This window comes from Nocardia sp. NPDC003183 (genome assembly GCF_053590715.1).
This window is the reverse complement of the sequence record NZ_JBSFTG010000001.1, coordinates 1,260,578-1,278,245: the sequence shown is the minus strand read 5'-3', so window position 1 is coordinate 1,278,245 and position 17,668 is coordinate 1,260,578. Positions and strand designations below refer to the sequence as shown.

Here is a 17,668-nt window from a genome sequence, read left to right as displayed (position 1 = left end):
GACAGGGGCGCGCGCAGCGAGAGCGAGAGCCCACGACAGCTCGGTACGGTCGGATTCATGGAGTGGAGCTTTCAATCGGCCGAACAACTCGTCTCCGCGCTGCGGGCGGGTGCGGTGTCATCGGTGGAACTGACCGAGGAGGCAATCGGCCGTATCGAGCGTGACGACACGGCGATCAATGCGATCTGTGTGCGTGATTTCGACCGTGCGAGGCAGGCCGCACACCGTGCCGACCAGGCACGCGCCCGCGGTGCCGACAGCGCACTGCTCGGAATTCCGGTGACGGTCAAAGAGTCCTACAACATCGCCGGGCTTCCCACGACCTGGGGCATGCCGCAATTCGCGAACTACTCTCCGCCCGCGGACGCGGTGCAGGTGTCGCGGCTCGCCGCTGCGGGCGCGGTGGTGCTCGGCAAGACCAATGTGCCGCTGGGACTGCAGGACGTGCAGAGCTTCAACGAGATCTACGGCACCACCAACAACCCGTGGGATCACGCTCGCACCCCCGGTGGATCCTCCGGCGGGTCCGCGGCGGCACTGGCGTCCGGATTCGGTGCGCTGTCCATCGGGTCCGACATCGGCGGTTCTCTGCGCACCCCCGCGCATTTCTGCGGCATCTACGCACACAAGCCGACACTCGGGCTGGCAGCGACCCGCGGCATGGTCGCACCGCCCGCGACGGCATTGCCGACCGATCTCGACCTCGCGGTCGTCGGTCCGATGGCGCGTACGGCTCGCGACCTCACCCTGCTCCTCGACGTCATGGCCGGACCGGACCCGCTGACGAACGGTGTGGCATACGACCTGGCACTACCGCCTTCGCGGCATGAGCGGCTCGCCGACTTCCGTGTCCTGATCCTCGACGAGCATCCGCTCATCCCGACCGGATCCGCGGTGCGCACAGGTGTGAACCGGGTGGCCGACGCGCTGGTCGACAGTGGGGCCCGCGTGCAACGGCACAGTTCACTGCTGCCTGATCTCGCCGAAGCCGCGACGGTCTACATGCAGTTGCTGTTCGCCGGCGCGGGCGCGCGTTTTCCCGTCGACGCCTACGAGCAACTACGGACCCGAGTCGCACAGCTGAGCGTCGACGATCGCAGTCTCGTCGCGGTGCGCCAACGCGCGCTGGTGTTCAGCCACCGCGACTGGCTCGAAGCGAACAACAGTCGCGAACTCCACCGCGCCGGCTGGCGGCGACTGTTCACCGAATTCGATGCCGTCGTGTGCCCGATCACGCCCACGCCCGCGTTCGCCCACGATCACGACCCCGACCTGCTGGGCCGCCGACTCGATATCGACGGTGCGGATTACCCGTATCTCGACCAGCTTGTCTGGGCCGGTGTTGCCACGATGCCCGGCTTGCCCGCCACCGCCATCCCGGCGGGACGCTCACCCGAGGGCCTACCGGTCGGGGTGCAGCTGATCGGCCCGCAGTTCGAGGACCGCACCCCACTGCGGCTTGCCGAACTGCTCGAACAGAAGATCGGCGGCTTCCAGGCGCCGCAGTAGAGCCGTGGTGGCTGTCTCCTCAGTACCTATAGACGACAGATTCCGGATCACGGTCGGCCACCTAACTTGGTGACGACAACGCGATTTCGAGCATCGAGCCGCAACGGAGCCGAGGAGAATCATGACCGCCTACGCCATCGCCAGATTGCAGGACGCCCCGCTGCACGCGGACATCGCCGACTACATCGAGCGCATTCCCGCCACCTTCGAGCCGTACGGAGGCCGCTTTCTCGTGCACGTGACACCACACGAAGTGAAGGAAGGCAGCTGGAGCGGGGGCATCGTGATGATCGGCTTCCCGGGGATCGACCAGGCGCGCGCCTGGTGGGACTCACCGGCGTACCAGGAGATCGCGCCGTTGCGCTCGCGGCACATCGAGGGCGACATCATCCTGGTCGGCGGGGTCGCCGAGGACTACGACCCCGCCACCACCGCCGAGGCCATGCGTGCCGCGCTGAGCGGCTGAGGTCCGAGCAGTCCCGGTGTGATCACCCTCCGACGCGGTGCGCAGCTGTGACGGCCAAGGCCGCCGGGAAGGCTCAGGATCCGGGGGCCGGCCAGGCGGCCGCGTCGGTGTTGCGCGATACCCGGCGGAGCAGGGTCGCGAGCGTCTGCCGCTCCTGCTCATCGAGTCCCTCCAGCAGTCGATGGTCGCGTGCTACGCGGCTGGGCAGTTCGGTGTCGACGAGATCGCGCCCGGCCGCGGTCAGCTGCAGCAGCACCACCCGGCCGTCGCGCTCGAACGGCAGCCGTTCGACCAGTCCGATCTTGGTCAGCCGGTCGGCGTGCTTGGTGGTCGAAGCGCCGCTGGTCATGGTCCTCGCGGTCACCTCGCTGGCGCGCAGTGGGCGGCCGACGCGGGCCAGGGCGCACAGGATGTCGAATTCGCCGCGGTTGACGCCCCTCGGCGCGAGTGCCCGGTCGAGCTGGTGCAGCGCCAGCGAACTGATCCGGTTGATCCGCCCGATCACCTCGATCGTGGAGGTGTCCACCTCGGGATAGGTCTCGGCCCATTCGGCTCGAACGCCGTCGACGAAGTCGGGGGAGGTGTCGGCCATGTACTCATCCTAGCGATCGGTCTCACACTATTTCAGATATACTTTACTAGTAAAATACATTTAGGATGGCAGCGTGCCTGCCGCGACTTCCGACCTACACAACCCGCCCACCGCCACCCGGCTGCGGCACTCCCGTGGCGCGTTGGCGCACTCGATCTCCGCGTCCACCTGGCGGCGTGCGTTCGAGGTTCGGCCTGCCGACGCGACCGTGGCGGCCTCGTTGCGCGTCGGCGTTGCCGCAGCGCTGGTCTTCGTCGGCTGTGGTCTGTTCGATTTGCGGCAGTACGTCGGCTTCGCGGTACTCGGTGCACTGGCCTCCGCTTTCGCGCGGCACGAGCCGATGGTTCGGGTCGCTGCCAAGGTGACGCTCGTCGGTGTCCTGGTCGTCGCTTTCGTCGCAGGAGGTGGGCTGCTCGCCCTCGCGCACGTGCCGATGTGGGCCGAGGTCGCGTTGATGGCGGTCGGTGGCGCGGTTGCGGCGATGTCGGTATCGGCATTCCGGATCACCGGTCCCGGCCCGGTGATTCTCGTCTTCGCGGCCACCGCGGCGATCGGATACGTGAGTGCCCCCGGCGATGTCGTCCGCGTGTGCTCGGCCGCGGCGATCGGCGCCGCGGTGGGACTGCTCGCGCAGACGGCGCCACTGCTGGTGCTACCCCTGGGGCCCGCCCGGCTGGCCGTCGCCCGGGCGCTCTCGACTGTCGCCACGCTCGATCGCGGTGGGTCCGTCGAACCGGCCCGCGTCGCGATCGCGCACGCGCGGGAGAAGGTGGCGCTCAGCGGTGTTCGGGGCGGAGATGCCAGACACCACCGTGACCTGATCGCCTTGCTCGACGAGGCGGAGGCCGCGGTCGACGACTGGACAGCGGGGGACCGAACGCGACTGCTCGACGTGGTCGGGCACGAGGCAGAACTGCGCAAGATCAAGCGGCGCAGCATCATTTTCGACCGTGGCGCCGAAGTCGGGGCGTCCGCGCTGCCGCGTCCCGAGGGGTTTTTGGCGACGGGCCTGTCCGGACTGCGCTCACGCGCGGTCCTCGGCAACGCGGCGCGCATCGCGCTCGCCTCGGCCTGCGCGGGGTGGTTCGCGGCGGCCGCCGGGCTCACCCATCCGCTGTGGGCGTCGATGGGTGCGATGGCCGCGATGCAGGGTGTCTCGTACGCGATGACCGTGCAGCGTGGAATCCAGCGACTGCTCGGCAATGTCGGCGGCGCGGTCATCGGGGCGCTGCTGATCGCGGCGGGCCTGGGGTACTGGGCGACCGCAGTGGTGATCGTGGTCTTCCAGGTGAGCGCCGAAGTGATGGCCGCCCGCAGCTACGCGCTCACCTCACTGGCGGTCACGCCGATGGCGTTGCTGATGGTCGGCCTCGGGGTGCACCTCTCGCCCGAGATCGGCGTCAGCCGCATCGTGGACACCCTGATCGGCGTCACGATCGGCATCGTCATCGCGGCCGTGACGATCAGCCGCTCGGATCTGCAGCATCTCCACACCTCCTCGGCCATCGACACGAGGCGAGGCGCCACCAAGCATCAAGACACAGCCGAATAGCTGCAGCTGCATGGGGTTTTCATCGAGGAAGAGCGCCGCCGAGACAGTGGACCGTCCCGACGACGTTCCCTGCGCGAGCAGCCACAGTGCGGGCACGGCCAGCGCACATCCAAAGAAGGTGGCAGTCACGGGGGAGACCGCTGCCAGTGCGATGAACACGCCCGAGGTGGCGATCCCGAGCGAACCCACCACCATCAACAGGCGCGGTCGTCTCCCACCCAGGGGCGTCCTGAGCTTCGAAACCGTGTGCTGCCTTGGGCCGCGGACCATCGGGTGACGCTATGTCGACTGGCAAGGGTGAGCATCTGATTTCCGGGGCGCGGGCTTCGTGCAGCCGCTGAATCGGCCGTGAGCTCACAGTGAATCGGTCATTGGTACGCCCGTACAGGCGAGCACAGTTTTTCATGAGTTCCGTAGCTATTACGTTTCGTTGTCTGCGACCAAACGAAAACGTAAATCATTCAAGGTCATTCGGAACCATCTCAGATCCTGACCTCCGATAATGTTCACTTATCGGAGGTCAGACTGGGAATGGCCGGATCTGACTCGCGAAGGGGCGACGCGGATTTCGTTTCGTGTAATACGTAACGTATCGACGAAACCAACGCTACGATTCACCCGTGTCGAGCGTATGCAACTATCCGGGCTGTGCCCGTCCCATTACCCGCGCCGGTGGGCCGGGTCGTCCCTCCGAGTACTGCGATCACCCCGACCACACGCGGTGGCGGGCGTGGCGGGAAAGGCAACGGCAGCAACAGGAGTCCGAGAGTGCGGCCCCTACCGTCACTGTGACGGCTCAGGGGCCGGTGACGGTGGCGCGTCTGCGAGCCGACGAGCTGCTCGGGCAATTCCGGGGACTGGCCGAGCAGCTGGGGACCACGCTGAACGCAGCGGTCGCCGAGCTGCAGACAATCGGGGATCCGTCGGTGGCCGAGGCGCAGGTCCAGGCGGTCCAAGCCGACGCGGCTCGCCGGATCGCCGAGGCGGAGATGGCGACAGTGGCGGCCGAACAAGCGCGGCGCGAGGCCGAAGAGGCACGCGCACTGGCGGAATCGGTGGCCGAAGAGGCGGTGGCGGCCGCGGAACACGCCGAACAGACGGTGGGGGAAGCGCTCGCGGCCAGGGACGAAGTCGTGGCCTCGGTCGACGCGCTCACCCGACAAGCCTCCGAAGATGTGTTCGCCGCGCGCAGCGACGCCGAGGCGCAAGTGCGTGCGGCACACCAACAAGCAGCCGACGTCATCGACGCGGCGCGACAAGAAGCCGACGACACCGTGGCCCGTGCCCAACAGCGCGCCGACACCGAGATCGCGCACCAGCGCCGCGACGCCGAGGCCCGGATCGCCGCCGCGAACGCCGAACGGGACCTGGCGATCCAGCGGGCCGCCGACGCCGACCGTGCCACCGAACGCGCCGAACAAGCCACCGCCGAACGCGTGGAGGCCGCCGCCGAAGCACGCGAGGAGTGGCGCCGGGCCCGCACCGAACTCGACACCGCGCGCGGTGAACTCGACCGCACCCGTACCGAACTCGCCGAGCTGCGCCGTACCACCACCGCCGAAACCCAGCAACGCCGCGACGAAGCGGCAGCCGCACTCGAGCAGGTGCGCACCGAAGCCGCCGAACGGTGGGCCGCGCTCGACGACGCCCGCAAACAAACGCTGGCCCGTGCCGAACGCGCCGAAGCGCAGCTCGACGAACTCCTCGCCACCACCCGCACCCCGCTACCGCAAACATGAGCGGGGGTATCGGGGGCGGCGAGCAGTGACCTGGACTAGCGTCACGCACATGACCGAGCAGCCCGGCCCTCTCGAATCGACGCGTGAGTTCGCCGCCATCGACATCGACGACATGCTGAACGCCGACGAAACCTACACCGGACCGACCTCACGGACGCGACTGATCGCGATCCTGGTGGTGGTGGCACTGCTACTGGGCGCCGGTGCCACCACCCTCGCGATCCTGCTGGCCTGACCTCTCACGCGGGCCGGGGCAGCGGAGTGTCGGGTTCGCCGGAATTTCGCAGCGCGACGATCTGTTCGGGCACCCAGTAGATCCGGCCGAACTCGAACGCCTGGTAGACCCCGTCGTCGTGGGCGGTCTCGTCGGAGGCCGGCCAGCCGAGCTCGCCGTTCTCGTACCCGGCCGCCGCCCACCGCGCACCGATCGCACCGTGCACCCAGTACGCGGGTTGGCCGGCGCGCCGGTAGACCATGCCGCCCTGAAACGCTTGCGCCAGCCCGGGGCCGGACCCGCGTGGATCGGGCAGTTCGGTGTGCTCGGCCGTCGGATAACCCAAGGGGCCTGTCTCCCACTCCAACTCCGCGTACTTGTCCATGACCGCGGTGGGGACGGCGTGGGCATCGGTGCTCGGATGCCAGTACACGTAGCCGTGCTCGAATTCGGCGAAACGTCCCACCCCGTCCGGTGTGCTGAGTTCGCCGTCGGTGCGCCGCGCGCCCAACCACGGGGACGCGGCGGCACGGACATCGATCGCGTTCGGTCCGGTTCCGTCGGCGAACGAGGCGACGTGGGCGGCGAACACATCCCACGGGAAGTTCGGGCCCACATCGGTATGCGAGCCGATGCCCAGTGCCCTCGTGACGTACTGATGGTCGGAGATCCCGTCGCCGACGTGGTAATCCGGCTCGATCACCTCAGTCGAGTACCCGTGCCGGTGCGCGCTGCGGACAGCGAGGAACGCCGCGATCCGCAGGTCGCCGTCGATGGCCAGCCACTGTTGCCGCGACCACGCGATCCGGCTGCCCGCGAAGCACAGATTCACCGTGAACGGGTTCGCCGAGAGCACCGACCAGGACGCGAGCTCCTCGGGCACCACGCGCACCACCACCGCGTCGCGCAGTGTGTAGTGGTAGGACACCCCGTTGGCGGGGTTGTTGAGGTAGGCGGCAAGGGATTCGGCGGTGCCGTTGCCCTCTTGGGTGTGCAACAGGAAATTGGTGATGCGAGCGCCCTCGCGCGGGGAGTGCGAGGGTCCGAGCCGGTCGATCTCGGTGAACTGAGGTACCGATACCGAACGGTCGAGCGCCCACTGCCCGAAGTCGGGGGCGAGGATGTCGTTGACGTCGACGCGGGTGCCGTCGATGATCGGTCCGGGGTTGCTCGGGGTGTCGATCACCCGCTGGTAGAGCACCGCGCGTGGTTCCCGTTCGGTACCCGACCAGGCCCGCGTCTGCCATGCCCAGCTGAATTCCCCGCGTGCGCCGACCACCCCGTCCTCGATCGCCCACGCACACACTCGCGAATGCCCGTAGATCCCGGTCCAGGCGGTCCCCAGTACCGAGTTCACGCCCCGGAAGAACTCCACGGCCGTGCTGTTCCACTGCGACAGCGAGATGTCCTCGTCGACGGCGAAGAAGATCGGTGCGTGTTCAGGCGCGCCCACGCTCAGGTGGGTGGCCGACGCCTGTTCGGCCATCCGGCGACCGCCCTCGAAACCGGTAGTCCAGTCCGAGGGGGTCGCGTCGCCGGGTTTGCCGTACTGCCAGATGGAGACGATGTCGAGCCCGGCGGCGGTGAGCGCGCGAGCGTAGTCGGCGGTGATCGGTTTGGCACCGAAGTTCGCACCCGGCCTGCTCGGTGAGATGTAGGCGAGAACCGCCGAATGGCCCGCCGCGACGATCGCCCGCGGTTCGATGAGCCTGGCCGCGAAATCGACAGCTGTAGACATGATTGACCCCCTGTATGGCTGCGTATCCGATGGAATTCCGAGATGGTGGAACTATCGCGATGATTGACGCTGGTACCCGAGGATCGGCACCGGGGTGAGGATCTCACCGTGCATCATTCTAAACGAAACACTCACTCCTGCACCGGCGTTCACCAACGAACAGGGTAGTACCCGAATTCGGGAGTAGTTTCACTCACGCGTGCCCGCCCGTGGGCCCGCTAACCTTTCGCCATGGTGGCGCAGCTGATGTGGGGGATCCCGACGCACGGGTTCTTCGTCGCGCTCGGTGTCGCCGTGGCCGCGGTGGTGTTCGTGGCCGAGTGCAGGCGCCGCGACGCGCTGCGCGAAGAGTCCCTGGTCGCGGTCACCGGGGCACTGGTCGGCGGGGCGATCGGGATGCGGTTGTCGAGTCTGTTCGAGACCCTCGATCCGTACGAAAGCTGGATGTTCGGTGCGCGCAGCGTGCTCGGCGGATTGTTCGGCGCGTATGTGGGCGTGTTGATCGCGAAAAAGATCATCGGATATCGGGAACGGACCGGTGACCTGTTCGCACCCGCGGTGGCGCTGGGCATGGCGGTGGGGCGCGTCGGCTGCTTGCTCACCGAGGCACCGGGACGGCCGACGAACCTGCCATGGGCGATCCACGCACCCGCGACGGTGCCGCAGTGCCCGGGATGCGTGGCCGGTGTCGCGATGCATCCGAGCTTTCTCTACGAAATCGTGTTCCAGTTGGCCGCTTTCGGCGCACTGTGGTGGTTGCGAGACCGGATCAGCACGCCGGGTGAGCTGTTCACCCTCTACGTCGGGGCGTACGCGATCTTCCGGTTCCTGGTCGAGTTCACCCGCGCCAACGACACGGTATGGCTGGATCTGACGCGCCCGCAATGGTTCCTGCTGCCGGGACTGGTCCTGGTCGCGGTGCGCTGGAGCATCGGCTACCGGCGCGGGAACTACGACGGTGTACTTCGACGAAAGGTCGTGGCATGAACTTTCCTCCTGGCCCGCCACCGAACATGCCGCCCCCACCGCCGCAGCAAGGCGGGAATCCGCCGGGCCAGGGCGGTCAGGTCGCGGCGATGGCGTTGGCGGGGGCGATGGCGTTCATCGTGGCGAACGCGATGGCGGGATTCTTCGTGTTCATGGTCGTCGCCTCCCTCGATGACGACGCCGCGACCAAAGCGCTGTTCGGGCTGACCGCGGTGGTCAGCGCGGCAGCGGCATTCGGGGGTGGCTGGCTGTTGATCCGGCGCAAACGGCCCGCGCCCAAAGGGTTCGGGATGGGGCTGATGATCGGGTGGTCGCTGGTCACGGTGTGCACGGCGGGTTTGTGCACGGCCATCAACCCGGAGCTGTACACGGGCATGTTCGGGATGGCGCGATGACCGGGATGCCGTTGCGGGGCGATCGGATCCTGCGCTACGTGACCGCGTTCTGTCCCCGCTGCCACGACGAACACCCCGACACCGCGCTGCCCGATATCGCGAGACTGTCGGGGTGGCTCGCCGAACGCGACGGGAAGGTCTTTCTTGAACGAGGGTGTCGAACCCACGGCATGGTGCGCACCCTCTACGACGAGGACCCCGAAATCCTGGCCTACCTCGAAGAATGGACCGCTCCGACCAAAGCGCACCTGCCCGACACCGTGGGCAATTTCGACCCGGTGCCCTCGGCGTATCTACGGGGGCTGCCCGAGATGCAGACCCAGCACACCTGCATTCTCCTCGAAGACATCATCGACAGCTGTAACCTGCGCTGCCCCACCTGTTTCGCCGACTCCTCGCCCGAACTGCGCGGGGTGGTGTCGGTCGAGGACGTGCTGGCCAATGTCGATCAGCGCCTTGCCCGCGAGAACGGGCGCTTGGACGTACTGATGCTCAGCGGCGGCGAACCGACTCTGCATCCACAGTTGGCGCGGCTGCTGACCGAATTGACCGCACGGCCGATCACCCGGATCCTGCTCAACACCAACGGACTGCGCATCGCCGTCGACGACGAACTGCTGGCGCTGCTGTGTGCCCATCGCGACCGGGTCGAGGTGTATCTGCAATACGACGGGGAAACCGCGCAGGCCTCCCGCCATCACCGTGGCGGTGACCTGCGTGTCCGTAAACAACAGGCACTGCGACGGCTGTCGTCGAACGCCGTCTTCACCACCTTGGTGATGACCGTGGCCCTGGGTGTGAACGACGACGAGATCGGCGCGGTCCTGCGCACCGCCATGGACACACCGTTCGTCGGCGGGGTCTCGATCCAACCGCAATTCGGTTCCGGGCGTTCGGGAACGATCGACCCGATGAACCGGCTCACCCACACCGGTGTGCTGGCCCGACTCGGCCCCCAGACCGACGGATTGGTGACCTGGCGTGACCTCACCGCACTGCCGTGCTCGCATCCACACTGCTGCTCGGTGGGCTACCTGCTGCGTGACGACGCGGGTGAATGGCGGTCGCTGGTCTCGCTGATCGGACACGAGAGACTGAAGCAGCAGCTGGGACTGGTGTCCAACCGGATCGCGGACTCGGCGCTGCCCGCCGAACTGCGGGTAGCGGTCCAGGAATCGTTGCTGGGATTGCTCTCGGAGCAGTCGTCGCTGTCGCATCCCGAGATCGGGCGGGTGTGGCGAAACATCTGCGAGAACTGCGATCTGGGAATGTCCACGCTGCTCACGCTGGCGTCGTCGGCGTTGCCGGGGCGGCGTCAACGGTTGCGCACACTGCTCGGGGAACGCGTTGTGCGGATCACGGTGAAACCCTTCATGGATATGTCGACGATGATCGAGGAACGGCTCACCCAGTGCTGCGTGCACGTGGGGACCCGTGCCGATGCCGACCAGTGCGCGCCGTTCTGCGCGGTGCAGGCCTGGCCCGCACTGTCGCGGCAGCGGTTGTCGGCGGCGGCACCGGCGGGGCGGGCGTTGTTGCCGGTGGAGGTGCGGTGAGCGAACGCGGGGTCTACTACGAGGAGGCGATGCGCGGGCAGCAACCGCATGACCCGTTGACCTTGTGTGTGGTCGCGACGGTGGCGTTGCTGACGTGGTTGGTGGGGCCGTGGGCGGTGGTCGGGTTCGGTGCGCTCGCGTTCGCCGGATACTGGCGGGCGTGGCGGGCGGGGTTGAAACGCAGTCGATGCTGGTTGCGCGATACCCGGCTGGTGCTGGGGTATGTCGGGGCGATCGCCGTGATCGGGGCCGTCGCCGCGGTGTGGTAGCGGCGTGTCGCCAAAGCCGGTGTGGCAGAACGGTAGCGGGCGGGCGCGGGGCACGGTTGACTGGTAGCCATGGCCTCCACCCGATCCAGCAGGCAGCGCCGACCCGGGGTGCCCGCACCCTCGGTCCCGCCGGGCGAACTGATCGTCGTCACCACGCCGACCGGCCCGGAGATCACGCCGATCGCGCTGCGTGAGAACCGGTCCGTGCGCACCAGGGTCGACGAGCTCCTGCCGGCCACCGCGCGTTTGGTACCGATCTTCGGCCCGGACAACCGGCTCGCGGCCCGCCTGGCCGACACCCCGCAGGCGCCGGTCGCGGGGGAGTACCTCTGCTACTACTCGGTGCACGGTGAACTGGGCGACCTCGGAGAGCTCGCGCACCGGCTGCGCGAGGACGACACCGTCGCCGCCGCCTACGTCAAGCCGGCAGCCGAACCGCCGCTGGCACCCCTCGCGGAGAACATCGTCGCACCGCGCGCGCCCGCTGTGACACCCGATTTCCGGGTCAGACAGGCCTATCTCGACGCCGCACCGCACGGCATCGACGCGGTGTGGGCCCATGGCAGGCCCGGCGGGCTCGGCACCGGCGTGCGGGTGATCGACGTCGAGGGTGCGTGGCGGTTCACCCACGAAGATCTGCGACAGAACCAGGGCGGAGTCATCGGCGGTACCGCCTCCGCCGATCTGGGATGGCGCAACCACGGCACCGCCGTCGCCGGCGAGATCAGTGGCGACCTCAACGAATTCGGCGTCACCGGAATCGCACCCGACGCCCACATCAGGGCCATCTCGATTTTCGGCATCGGTTCGGCCGCCGCGATCCGCTCCGCGGCCGACGCCCTGCATCCCGGCGACATCGTGCTCATCGAACTGCACCGCCCCGGACCACGATTCGACTACCAGGCCACCCCCGATCAGCGCGGCTACATCGCGGTGGAATGGTGGCCCGACGACCTCGCCGCCATCCGCTACGCGGTGAGCCGGGGCATCGTCGTCGTGGAAGCGGCGGGCAACGGCGGTGAGAACCTCGATGACGCCGTCTACGACACCCGCCCCGGCGACTTCCCCGCCACCTGGCACAACCCGTTTCGCGCGGGCCCCGCCGATTCCGGTGCCATCCTGGTCGGTGCGGGCGCCCCACCGCCTGGCCTGCACGGCCGCGACCACGGGCCCGCCCGCTCGCGCCTGGACTTCTCCAACCACGGCGCCCGCCTCGACACCCAGGGCTGGGGCCGCGAAGTCACCACCACCGGCTACGGCGACCTGCAAGGCGGTCCCGACGAAGACCTCTGGTACACCGACGAATTCAGCGGCACCTCCAGCGCGTCTCCGATCGTCGTCGGCGCCATCGCCGCCTACCAGGGCATTCGCACCACCGGCCCCGGCCGCGCGACCCCCGACCAGATCCGGACCCTGCTCCGCACCACCGGCTCGCCCCAAACCACGGCCCCCGGCCGTCCGACCACCCAGCGCATCGGCACCCTGCCCGACGTGCGCGCCATGACCGCGAAAGGCTGAGGCCCCCGATGGCAGTGATCCATCAGACCACCGTCACCCCGTCCAAGCGCGATCTCGTCGCGGCGTGGTTGCCCAGTCGGCAGTGGTACCTGGGCACGACCCCGTGCCTGGACAGAGTCGGTGGCTTCCGCCTCGACGACCCGGCCGGAGAGGTCGGGATCGAATTCGTGCTGTTCGTCGACGGGTCTGGTGCCGACCAGGTGCTGTATCAGGTGCCGATGACCTATCGCGGGGCACCGCTGCACGGCGGCGACTCGGCGCTGATCGGCACTGCCGAGCACGGGGTGCTCGGCCGGCGCTGGATCTACGACGCGACCCGCGATCCGGTCGCGATCGCCGCCGTCATCGATCTGCTGACCGGCCGCGCGACCGCTCAGGCTCAGAGTCTGAGCGACACGACCGACCCGACGGTCGTTGTGACACCGGCCGGGTCGGCCGACGGCAACCTCGGCCTGGCTGTGGACGGCGTCGCGCACACCGATGTGCCCTGGGGGTCCGCTGCCGTGCGATTCCATCGGGTGCCGGTGTCGTTGTGGGTCGGCGGAGCCGGTTCGGTCGCCGCGCCCTCGGCGCTGGGCCCGGTTGTCGAGTTGATCAGCGTGGTGACCGACTGGGCATAGCGCTGCCCGTGCGGGACGGACCGACACGTGCTCTGCCGGGGAGAAAACCGGATGTGCCGGGGTGGGGTGGCGTGGCAGGGTACGAGCATGGCATCGGCGAAGAGCGTGTGCGTTCGGACGGCGACTCCCGCGGACTCCGCGGCGATCGCGGGGTTGCAGGAGGCCGGGTTCGGGATGCGGTACGGGAGTGATGAGAACGAATACCGGGGAGCGGTCTTTCCGGTCGAACGGTCACTGGTCGCGGTGGAGGGCGACCGGATCGTAGGGCACACGGTGGATCGGACGATGACGATCACGGTGCCGGGGGAGCGGACGGTGCGCGCGTGTGGGGTGTCGGGGGTCGCGGTGGCGCCGACGCACCGGCGGCGGGGGATCCTGCGCGAGCTGTATCGGGCCCAGCATGCTCGGACCGAGGCCGACAAGTTGCCGTTGACGATCTTCACCGCCAGCGAGGGCACGATCTACGGGCGGTTCGGCTACGAGGTGGCCGTCCTCGACACCGCGATCTCCATCGATCCGCGGCGTGCCGAATTCCGTTCCACCACACCGGATCCCGGTGGCGTCACCTTGGAGACACTGCACGATGCCGCCCCGCGGATCCGCGAGATCTACGAGCGCTGGCAGCAGGTGACGGCGGGGGCACAGGTTCGGCCGGATGCCAAGTGGGACCTGTTCTTCGCCGACATAGAACGCCACCGCCACGGTGCGACGACGCTGTTCGTCCTGCTGCACGCCGACGGCTATGCCCTGTATCGGCGCTCGCGGCGCGAGAACCGTGACATCGCCTCGGTGTGGGAATTGCGTGCGGTCACCCCGGACGCGCACGCCGCGCTGTGGCGGGTGCTGCTCGGTATGGACCTCGTCGACACCGTGGAAGCCGAGATCGCCGACGACGATCCGCTCGCCTACATGCTCACCGACCCGCGCACCGTGCAGATGACCCACCGCGGTGACGCACTGTGGGCGCGGGTCATGGATGTCCCCGCCGCTTTGACCGCCCGCGCCTACCGCGCCGACCTCGATACCGTCGTGGCGGTGCGCGATCCGTTCCGCGACGCCGGCGGGAACTTCGCCCTGCGGATCCGCGACGGCGTCGCCGAGTGCGAGCCGACCACCCGGACAGCGACTCTCGGCTTCGATATCAATATTCTCGGCGCCCTCTACTTCGGTGCCCATCGCGCGAACACGTTCGCCGCCGCGCACCGGATCGCCGTCGAGGATCCGAAGGCATTGCGTGCGTTCGACGAAGCCTTCACCACCGACCGTGCCCCGCAATTGGGGTGGTTCTTCTAATATCTCGGCAACGGGCGCGTTCGCCCCGAAGGTTGCTCCCCCGAGAGTACGGTGGGTAGCTGTGGATTCGCACGAGGTCGATTCTTCGGTTCGGGTGCGTGGCGCCCGGGTCCACAACCTGCGTGATGTCGACGCGGACATGCCACGAAATGCCCTGGTCGCCTTCACAGGAGTGTCGGGTTCCGGCAAGTCTTCGTTGGCGTTCGGCACGCTCTACGCGGAATCGCAACGCCGCTACCTGGAATCGGTGGCACCGTATGCCCGCCGATTGCTGAACCAGGTGGAAGCGCCCGATGTCGACACCGTCACCGGCCTGCCGCCGACGGTGGCCCTGGCCCAGCGCCGATCCTCGCCGTCGTCACGCTCGACGGTCGGCACCGTCACCGCGATCTCGAACACGCTGCGCATGCTCATGTCCCGCGAAGGCGACTATCCCGACACCCCGGCCAGGACGGGCCCCGGGCACTACCCGGAGGGCACCAACCGTCTCTACTCCGACGCGTTCTCCCCGAACACCGTCGAAGGCGCCTGCCCGCGCTGCCACGGACAGGGCGTCGTCCACGAGGCCACCGAGGCGTCGATGGTCCCGGACCCGTCGCTGAGCATCCGCGAGGGCGCGATCGCCTCGTGGCCCGGTGCCTGGCAGGGCAAGAATCTACGCGACGTACTCGGCGCGCTGGGCTACGACATCGACCGCCCGTGGCGTGAACTCTCACCCGCCGCCCGCGAATGGATCCTGTTCACCGAGGAGAAGCCGGTGGTCACAGTGGAACCGGTGCGCGAACCGCACCGCATCCACCGCCCCTATCAGGGCACCTACACCGGCGCCAAGCAGTTGCTGTTGCGCTCGCACGCCGAATCCAAGAGCGCGGCGACCAGGGCCCGCGCGGCCGAATACCTGCACACCGCCGTCTGCGGACTGTGTGCGGGGCGACGACTCAAACCCGAAGCGCTCGCGGTGACCTTCGCCGGGTACAACATCACCGAGCTCGCCGACCTGCCGCTCAGCGAACTCGTCGAGGTGCTGCGCCCCTACACCCCCGGCACGGAAGCCGTGGCGGTACTCACCCAGGACCTCACCTCCCGCATCGATGTGCTCATCGAGCTCGGGCTCGGCTATCTGAGCGTCGACCGGGAGAGCCCGACATTGTCCGGCGGTGAGCTGCAACGATTACGGTTGGCCGGGCAGTTGCGGTCGGGCCTGTTCGGTGTCGTCTACATTCTCGACGAACCCTCGGCGGGACTGCACCCGGCCGACACCGCGGCACTGACGACAGTGCTGGACCGGCTCAAGCGCTCGGGCAACAGCGTGTTCCTGGTCGAACACGATCTCGACGTCGTCCGCCACGCCGACTGGCTCATCGACATCGGTCCCGGCGCCGGTGTGAACGGCGGTGAGGTGCTCTACGCCGGTGAGGTCGAGGGGTTGCGGCAGGTGGCCGACTCGGTCACCCGGCCCTACCTGTTCGACGAGATCGTCCGCCCACCGCGCGCGGCCCGCACCCCGACCGGCGGGCTCCGATTACGCGCCGTCACCAGCCACAACCTGCACGACCTCGACGCCGACATCCCCCTCGGCGTGTTCACCGCGATCACTGGCGTCTCCGGTTCGGGCAAATCCACTCTGCTGCACGCTGTGTCGACGACCGCCGCCGCCGACCCGGACATCGTGCGAGTCGTCGAAGTCGATCAGGCGCCGATCGGGCGCACCCCACGGTCGAACCTGGCCACCTACACCGGCCTGTTCGACACGGTCCGCAAACTCTTCGCCGCGACCGACGCCGCCAAAGCCCGCGGATACGGTGTCGGCCGGTTCTCGTTCAATGTCGCCGAAGGCCGTTGCCCGACCTGCCAGGGCGAGGGATACATCACCGTGGAGCTGCTGTTCCTGCCCAGCACCTACAGTCCGTGCCCGGCCTGCCACGGTGCGCGCTACAACCCCGAAACCCTCGACATCACCTACCGTGACAAAACCATCGCCGAGGTGCTCGATCTGACCGTCGACCAGGCCGCCGACTTCCTCGACGACGTCGACGTCGTCGCGCGTGCCCTGCGCACGCTGCGCGATGTCGGCCTCGGCTACCTGCGGCTGGGCCAACCCGCCACCGAACTGTCCGGCGGTGAGGCCCAACGGGTGAAACTGGCCACCGAATTGCAGCGGGCACGGCGCGCGGGCACGGTCTACCTGCTCGACGAACCGACTACCGGGCTGCATCCGGCGGACACCGATATCCTGATGACACAACTGAATTCGCTTGTCGACAGCGGCGCCAGTGTGGTGGTGGTCGAACACGACATGACCGTTGTCGCCGGGGCCGACCACGTGATCGACATGGGACCGGGCGGCGGCGGGCAGGGAGGCCGGATCGTGGCGCAGGGGACACCGAAACAGGTGGCGGACAGTGCGGTCAGCCGGACTGCGCCCTACCTGCTGGAGCGGCTGACATGACCGGCAGCGCGGATCGGACCCGCACCGCGATGCTCGTCGCCGGCGGATGTTCGTTCCTGCTCGGTGTGGCGCTGCTGCTGTGGCCCGGGCGCGACGAATCCACGCTGGCGACGCTGTTCGGGGTCTCGCTGATCCTGAGCACCGTGGTGCAGGTGTATCTGGCGTTCATGGCACGGATCGCGTTCCCGCTGCGGGTGCTGGTACTGGTCAGCGCCGCACTGACGGGGATCTTGGCGGGCCTGGCCTTCCAGGGCGGCAATATCGAACTACTGGCCCTGTGGATCGGCATCGGCTGGTCGGTGCGCGGTGTGGTGCACGCGCTGGTCGCCGCGTGGGACGACAGCGTCGAGGACGGCTGGGCGCACGAACTGTGCGGGCTCGCCACCACCGCGATCGGCATCGCCATCATCGCGATCACCTTCCAGACGGTCACCGGGCTGGCCACGATGGCCGGTGCCGGGCTGGTCGTGATCGCCGTGATGGAACTGCTCGCCGGTGGGCTCGGGCGGGCGGCGATGCAGGCGGCGCGCGGGTCCGCGACCGAGGAACAGCCGCCGCCGGTTCGGGCCGCTACCGAGCTGCAGTAGCGAATCACACACTGCGACTTCAAGATTCGAGGTTTACGCGAACTCACGGACAACGTGACATTGCGGGCAGTCGAGCGAGCGCTGAACTCTGCGTGCACCCTCGCTCACGGCTGGGGTATCTGTGCTGCGCGACGGTAGCGTGGCCCGCGGCGTGCGCACGGGGAGGGCCCTGTTCGGCGCGCCG

The 17,668-nt window shown here is 68.3% G+C and carries 15 protein-coding genes and 1 pseudogene; 14 read left to right on the top strand and 2 right to left on the bottom strand.

Going from position 1 to position 17,668, the window contains the following annotated elements:
- Positions 1 to 57: 57 nt before the first annotated feature.
- Complete coding sequence (locus ACWDXS_RS05845) at positions 58 to 1,509, top strand: amidase (protein ID WP_449962483.1); 1,452 nt, start codon at positions 58 to 60, stop codon at positions 1,507 to 1,509.
- A gap of 121 nt (positions 1,510 to 1,630) precedes the next feature.
- Positions 1,631 to 1,975 carry a DUF1330 domain-containing protein gene (locus ACWDXS_RS05840; RefSeq protein WP_449962480.1) on the top strand — a complete coding sequence of 115 codons (345 nt, stop codon included), beginning with the start codon at positions 1,631 to 1,633 and terminating at the stop codon, positions 1,973 to 1,975.
- Between the two features lie 73 nt (positions 1,976 to 2,048).
- Here the strand turns inward: ACWDXS_RS05840 and ACWDXS_RS05835 are convergent.
- Positions 2,049 to 2,575, bottom strand: a pseudogene (locus tag ACWDXS_RS05835) (MarR family winged helix-turn-helix transcriptional regulator).
- Between the two features lie 65 nt (positions 2,576 to 2,640).
- Between ACWDXS_RS05835 and ACWDXS_RS05830 the strand changes: the two are divergent.
- From ACWDXS_RS05830 to ACWDXS_RS05820, 3 genes are all read left to right on the top strand, one after another.
- Positions 2,641 to 4,119: an FUSC family protein gene (locus tag ACWDXS_RS05830; protein ID WP_449962477.1), complete on the top strand. Its 1,479-nt coding sequence runs from the start codon at positions 2,641 to 2,643 to the stop codon at positions 4,117 to 4,119.
- 788 nt (positions 4,120 to 4,907) lie between these two features.
- Positions 4,908 to 5,858: a hypothetical protein gene (locus tag ACWDXS_RS05825; RefSeq protein WP_449962474.1), complete on the top strand. Its 951-nt coding sequence runs from the start codon at positions 4,908 to 4,910 to the stop codon at positions 5,856 to 5,858.
- A 49-nt stretch (positions 5,859 to 5,907) separates the two neighbouring features.
- Positions 5,908 to 6,093, top strand: a complete 186-nt coding sequence (locus ACWDXS_RS05820) for a hypothetical protein (RefSeq protein ID WP_378991687.1) — start codon at positions 5,908 to 5,910, stop codon at positions 6,091 to 6,093.
- Between the two features lie 4 nt (positions 6,094 to 6,097).
- On the opposite strand, the gene ACWDXS_RS05815 is transcribed toward ACWDXS_RS05820, so the two are convergent.
- Positions 6,098 to 7,810 carry a glycoside hydrolase domain-containing protein gene (locus ACWDXS_RS05815; protein ID WP_449962471.1) on the bottom strand — a complete coding sequence of 571 codons (1,713 nt, stop codon included), beginning with the start codon at positions 7,808 to 7,810 and terminating at the stop codon, positions 6,098 to 6,100.
- 231 nt (positions 7,811 to 8,041) lie between these two features.
- Between ACWDXS_RS05815 and ACWDXS_RS05810 the strand changes: the two genes are divergently transcribed.
- The 9 genes from ACWDXS_RS05810 to ACWDXS_RS05770 all read left to right on the top strand — a co-directional run bounded on the left by ACWDXS_RS05810 (position 8,042) and on the right by ACWDXS_RS05770 (position 17,484).
- Complete coding sequence (locus ACWDXS_RS05810) at positions 8,042 to 8,797, top strand: prolipoprotein diacylglyceryl transferase (RefSeq protein WP_449962468.1); 756 nt, start codon at positions 8,042 to 8,044, stop codon at positions 8,795 to 8,797.
- Complete coding sequence (locus ACWDXS_RS05805) at positions 8,794 to 9,192, top strand: hypothetical protein (protein ID WP_449962465.1); 399 nt, start codon at positions 8,794 to 8,796, stop codon at positions 9,190 to 9,192. The genes ACWDXS_RS05810 and ACWDXS_RS05805 overlap by 4 nt, the downstream gene beginning before the upstream one ends.
- A 5-nt stretch (positions 9,193 to 9,197) precedes the next feature.
- Entirely contained in the window at positions 9,198 to 10,748 is a 1,551-nt protein-coding gene (locus ACWDXS_RS05800) for a radical SAM protein (protein WP_449963438.1), read from the top strand.
- On the top strand, positions 10,745 to 11,017 hold the full coding sequence (locus tag ACWDXS_RS05795; RefSeq protein ID WP_378991692.1) for a hypothetical protein: 273 nt from the start codon (positions 10,745 to 10,747) through the stop codon (positions 11,015 to 11,017). The genes ACWDXS_RS05800 and ACWDXS_RS05795 overlap by 4 nt, the downstream gene beginning before the upstream one ends.
- Before the next feature lie 69 nt (positions 11,018 to 11,086).
- Positions 11,087 to 12,535, top strand: a complete 1,449-nt coding sequence (locus ACWDXS_RS05790) for a S8 family serine peptidase (RefSeq protein ID WP_449962463.1) — start codon at positions 11,087 to 11,089, stop codon at positions 12,533 to 12,535.
- A gap of 8 nt (positions 12,536 to 12,543) precedes the next feature.
- Positions 12,544 to 13,155 carry a maltokinase N-terminal cap-like domain-containing protein gene (locus ACWDXS_RS05785; RefSeq protein WP_449962460.1) on the top strand — a complete coding sequence of 204 codons (612 nt, stop codon included), beginning with the start codon at positions 12,544 to 12,546 and terminating at the stop codon, positions 13,153 to 13,155.
- Between the two features lie 87 nt (positions 13,156 to 13,242).
- Positions 13,243 to 14,448 (top strand): GNAT family N-acetyltransferase, encoded by a 1,206-nt coding sequence (locus tag ACWDXS_RS05780; RefSeq protein WP_449962457.1) that lies wholly within the window; start codon positions 13,243 to 13,245, stop codon positions 14,446 to 14,448.
- 139 nt (positions 14,449 to 14,587) lie between these two features.
- Positions 14,588 to 16,897: an ATP-binding cassette domain-containing protein gene (locus ACWDXS_RS05775; protein WP_449963435.1), complete on the top strand. Its 2,310-nt coding sequence runs from the start codon at positions 14,588 to 14,590 to the stop codon at positions 16,895 to 16,897.
- Complete coding sequence (locus ACWDXS_RS05770) at positions 16,894 to 17,484, top strand: DUF308 domain-containing protein (RefSeq protein ID WP_378991697.1); 591 nt, start codon at positions 16,894 to 16,896, stop codon at positions 17,482 to 17,484. The genes ACWDXS_RS05775 and ACWDXS_RS05770 overlap by 4 nt, the downstream gene beginning before the upstream one ends.
- Positions 17,485 to 17,668 lie beyond the last annotated feature (184 nt).

What these genes read in the sequence shown, in the direction of transcription:
- ACWDXS_RS05775 (WP_449963435.1), top strand. Translation starts at nt 14,588, where the DNA reads ATGCCACGAAATGCCCTGGTCGCCTTCACAGGAGTGTCGGGTTCCGGC.
- ACWDXS_RS05785 (WP_449962460.1), top strand. Translation starts at nt 12,544, where the DNA reads ATGGCAGTGATCCATCAGACCACCGTCACCCCGTCCAAGCGCGATCTC.
- ACWDXS_RS05845 (WP_449962483.1), top strand. Translation starts at nt 58, where the DNA reads ATGGAGTGGAGCTTTCAATCGGCCGAACAACTCGTCTCCGCGCTGCGG.
- ACWDXS_RS05800 (WP_449963438.1), top strand. Translation starts at nt 9,198, where the DNA reads ATGCCGTTGCGGGGCGATCGGATCCTGCGCTACGTGACCGCGTTCTGT.
- ACWDXS_RS05820 (WP_378991687.1), top strand. Translation starts at nt 5,908, where the DNA reads ATGACCGAGCAGCCCGGCCCTCTCGAATCGACGCGTGAGTTCGCCGCC.
- ACWDXS_RS05840 (WP_449962480.1), top strand. Translation starts at nt 1,631, where the DNA reads ATGACCGCCTACGCCATCGCCAGATTGCAGGACGCCCCGCTGCACGCG.
- ACWDXS_RS05810 (WP_449962468.1), top strand. Translation starts at nt 8,042, where the DNA reads ATGGTGGCGCAGCTGATGTGGGGGATCCCGACGCACGGGTTCTTCGTC.
- ACWDXS_RS05815 (WP_449962471.1), bottom strand. Translation starts at nt 7,810, where the DNA reads ATGTCTACAGCTGTCGATTTCGCGGCCAGGCTCATCGAACCGCGGGCG.
- ACWDXS_RS05790 (WP_449962463.1), top strand. Translation starts at nt 11,087, where the DNA reads ATGGCCTCCACCCGATCCAGCAGGCAGCGCCGACCCGGGGTGCCCGCA.
- ACWDXS_RS05780 (WP_449962457.1), top strand. Translation starts at nt 13,243, where the DNA reads ATGGCATCGGCGAAGAGCGTGTGCGTTCGGACGGCGACTCCCGCGGAC.
- ACWDXS_RS05770 (WP_378991697.1), top strand. Translation starts at nt 16,894, where the DNA reads ATGACCGGCAGCGCGGATCGGACCCGCACCGCGATGCTCGTCGCCGGC.
- ACWDXS_RS05805 (WP_449962465.1), top strand. Translation starts at nt 8,794, where the DNA reads ATGAACTTTCCTCCTGGCCCGCCACCGAACATGCCGCCCCCACCGCCG.